Source organism: uncultured Candidatus Puniceispirillum sp. (assembly GCF_963979125.1).
Taxonomy (GTDB): domain Bacteria; phylum Pseudomonadota; class Alphaproteobacteria; order Puniceispirillales; family Puniceispirillaceae; genus Puniceispirillum.
Genome location: NZ_CAXBVX010000146.1, coordinates 1 through 3,360 on the forward strand (window position 1 = coordinate 1; position 3,360 = coordinate 3,360).

General features: G+C 45.7%; 3 protein-coding genes. All 3 read right to left on the reverse strand.

Features of this window, described 5'->3' with window-relative positions; translation table 11 throughout:
- Positions 1 to 32 precede the first annotated feature (32 nt).
- Positions 33 to 653, reverse strand: a complete 621-nt coding sequence (locus ABNT28_RS10435; RefSeq protein ID WP_332923455.1) for a response regulator transcription factor — start codon at positions 651 to 653, stop codon at positions 33 to 35.
- A gap of 201 nt (positions 654 to 854) precedes the next feature.
- Positions 855 to 2,174: a hypothetical protein gene (locus tag ABNT28_RS10440; protein ID WP_332923456.1), complete on the reverse strand. Its 1,320-nt coding sequence runs from the start codon at positions 2,172 to 2,174 to the stop codon at positions 855 to 857.
- A gap of 179 nt (positions 2,175 to 2,353) precedes the next feature.
- Complete coding sequence (locus tag ABNT28_RS10445) at positions 2,354 to 3,052, reverse strand: SCO family protein (protein ID WP_332923457.1); 699 nt, start codon at positions 3,050 to 3,052, stop codon at positions 2,354 to 2,356.
- Positions 3,053 to 3,360: the final 308 nt, after the last annotated feature.

The following is a 3,360-nucleotide window of genomic DNA, read 5'->3' on the forward strand; positions in this document are numbered from 1 at the left end:
GCATCATCCACCACGCCGAGCGATGGTGATAGCTAATTAATCCCAAGCTCGATGGCGCGTAAAGCCGCATGGGTGCGGTTACGCGCGCCAAGCTTTGATCGCAAACTTTTAAGATGGTATTTGATCGTCACCTCACTTAGCCCAATCCGATCAGCTATTTGCCTATTTGACTGCCCAGACAACAAGCCATCAAGAACTTCCCGTTCACGGCTGCTCAAAAATTCGTCTTTTGCGTCTGGTTTGGCAAGCTGAGCATTGTCAGCGCTTGTCACCGGAATATAAATCTCGCCACTTGCCATCAGGCGCAAGGCGCTAAGCAAGGCATCCGATGACATCGAATAGGGCAGAAATCCGGCAGCCCCAACACGCAAGGCATCGCGCATCTGTTTTGGATTCAGCGTATGATCCATAAGCGCGACGGGCACATCTGGCTTCACCGCTTTGCGCATCTGTGAAAGACCCTGTACGCCATTCATATCTGGCATATTAAGATCAAGCGCCACCACATCTATATCTTTAGCATCGCCAGCCAACTCAATAGATTGCGCAAGTGTACTGGCTGTCATAACCTGAATTTTTGAAAGATCGTCAAGCAGGTGATTCTGAACAAAGTCACGACAAACACCGTTCGCATAGCCAAACAGAATTCTCAAGGTGCATCTCCCTCCGTTAAAACATCCCCAAGCATCAATTTTGACCTTGGCGCACATCACAATTTTTAAGCTAAATAATACTCTGGATAGAAGTACATGATACTCAGATGTTATCTTTTTAGAAGCGATCTACACATTATTTTGTCATGTAATTTTCAACCATGAAATAAATATAAATTTACTTATATAGCAAACTAAGCTTCAGAAAACATGGCGAAAATAGATAATTACCGCATCGTCTGTAAAATTATCCGGACTGTAATGTGACACTGACGATGTACGGATAAAATGCAGATCGACTAATGATGTTTTATCCTTTGAAAGATGCAGGCCAATATTTGCCGACAGCTCGCGGCGGCTGATCTGATGCGGTAAACGTAAATAGACCAGCGGCTCGGTGAAAACTCTTTTTGTTTGACGCAGGCTTGCGCCGGCAAACGCCCATGCTGACAGATCCGCCGAAATGCCAAATTTCAAATCCCGGCCTAACGATGACAGTGCACCGCCTGTTCTGGGTGTTCTAGCCCATGTTGCGCTTGCTTCGGCTTTCAGATCCTTCGTAATTTTGGTGATAAACGCCATACCAGTCTCAAATCGTTTACTATGGCGCATATTTTGAAGGATGCGCGTTTGCGATATCCCGGCCTTTATACTTGTCTTCTCGCTGATAAAGTGACGCAAGGTCACGCCCGCACGCAAGGCTTCATGAGCCAGCGTTGCTGAATCGGGACCTTGCTGGGCTGATATTGATTGGGCTGAAAAATGGGCTTCAAATTGTCTTTTGTCACCAACAGAACGCTCCATATCCAGCTGAATTTGCGCGCCCTGTAATCCGAAATATGGTTTGCTATTCAGCTTGCGAAAAATATTCGTCCGTATCGAGGGCGTCCACATACCATGGGTGCGAATTTTGCTTATTGTCCCCACATGAAGCCAGATTGACGTGCCGCCACGGTCAGTTTGCTTCAGTGCGACCTTGCCATCATGTGCACATAAAGACCCAAGCGCATGACAATAGCGATCAAGTAATGATCCTTTGTCGATCGCTACGATATCATCGCCCGGGCGATCAAGCAAAGACGCCGAACGTTGCCCTTTCGTTGATATGAAGGCAGCATTTTCAACAAATGGCGCACAAACCTTGCGCATACGGCCGATGATGAAACGCTGGCGTCTAGTGATCGAATCCTGTGCCTGTGGATCTGTCAAATCATGCGCATGTTTCAAATGCGGAATGGCGCGCGCGCATTGTTTGGCATTGATATAAAGTTTGGCCAGAATAATCCGCAATAAAACTGCATCAGGCACCAGTTCTGTACTTTGCCTTGCCAAAGACAGAGCTAATTCATCCGCGCCTTGATCAGATGCCCGCCTAATCATCGTGGCGTATAGGTCTAGAAGATTTATCGTATCTGACGTCATAGGATGCGCTTTAGCAACCTTATGACGTGGCGCGATCTTATCTTTCAACAATGGCTGGGAATCGGTAATCGCATAGGCGGCGCATGGTATTAAGGTCATTATGCCAAGAGCATAGCTAGTAAAAATAAAATTGCGTGCCCATGAAACGAATCCATAAGTGCATATATTTGCGCGAATAGAGGTCATCATTTTTAGATCTATCTTCAATCAGGAAGATAGAACAGAATGGCGTAAAATTAGTCAACTATTTAATTTTATTACATTTTTTGAGTGTTGGATCACTCTAAAATCGACTTCATTTTCTCGACAACAAAACGATGTGGCTCATTATAAACAATCGTACCTTTGAATTCTCCATTCGCACGGTACAGGTAAACCGCCGAGCTATGGTCATAGAGAATATCACCCGCACTGGTCTCAACCCGCTGCGCATAGGCACCAAAATTGCCAAGGGCATCGGTTACAGCCGCTTTATTTCCTGTCAGGCCCGTCACCGTCATATCAAACAGGCTGAGATAGGCTTCTAATTGGGCAGGCGTATCGCGCTCCGGATCAACCGTCATGAACAGAATCTGCAAATCATCAACAGCAAAACCAGCCTCTTTCACCTCGTCAAGCGCGCTCCCAAGTACGGTTAACGTCATGGGACAGACATCTGGACAATAGCTATAGCCAAAGAACAGAGCTATCGGCCGTCCTTTGAAATCAGCGTTGGTAACAATGCGTGCGTTCTGGTCACGTAGTGTAAAAGATGATTCTTCAAAGGCCGGAAATCCAAGCCCGCTCATTTCTGCCTGTCGGTTGGCAAGCATGAAAATACCGCCAGCAAGTCCAGCAAACAGTAATATACCAACAATATAAAGAAATGACCTTTTGCTATTCATGCGGCCATTGTCATCATTGCGTTGGGTTTCGTTCGGGTTATTTTCGTGCTTGTCTGGCAATTGCAAATCCTTACGATCTTTCCTATCTGTCATATAGACAACCAATCAACTTTGTATCTATGGGTGCGCTGCGATTATTCAACCCTTGGCTTGCCATTATTAAACAAGCGAACAATAACCTGACGGGACATATTTATAGCGTGATTATTGATATCACGTCGGGATTGAAATCCTCTGCCGCTTGGGTTTACAGTGCGGACATTAACGAATAAAGCGAGATATCAGCATGTATGCGGTCATAGCTCTCATCGACCAGATAATAAATATCTATATTTGGACACTTCTGGCCTATATCATGTCCAGCTGGCTAGTTGCGTTCAAGATTATTAATCCTTGGCAAC

Coding starts and splice junctions, on each gene's coding strand:
- ABNT28_RS10440 (WP_332923456.1), bottom strand. CDS start 2,174: ATGACCTTAATACCATGCGCCGCCTATGCGATTACCGATTCCCAGCCA.
- ABNT28_RS10445 (WP_332923457.1), bottom strand. CDS start 3,052: ATGACAGATAGGAAAGATCGTAAGGATTTGCAATTGCCAGACAAGCAC.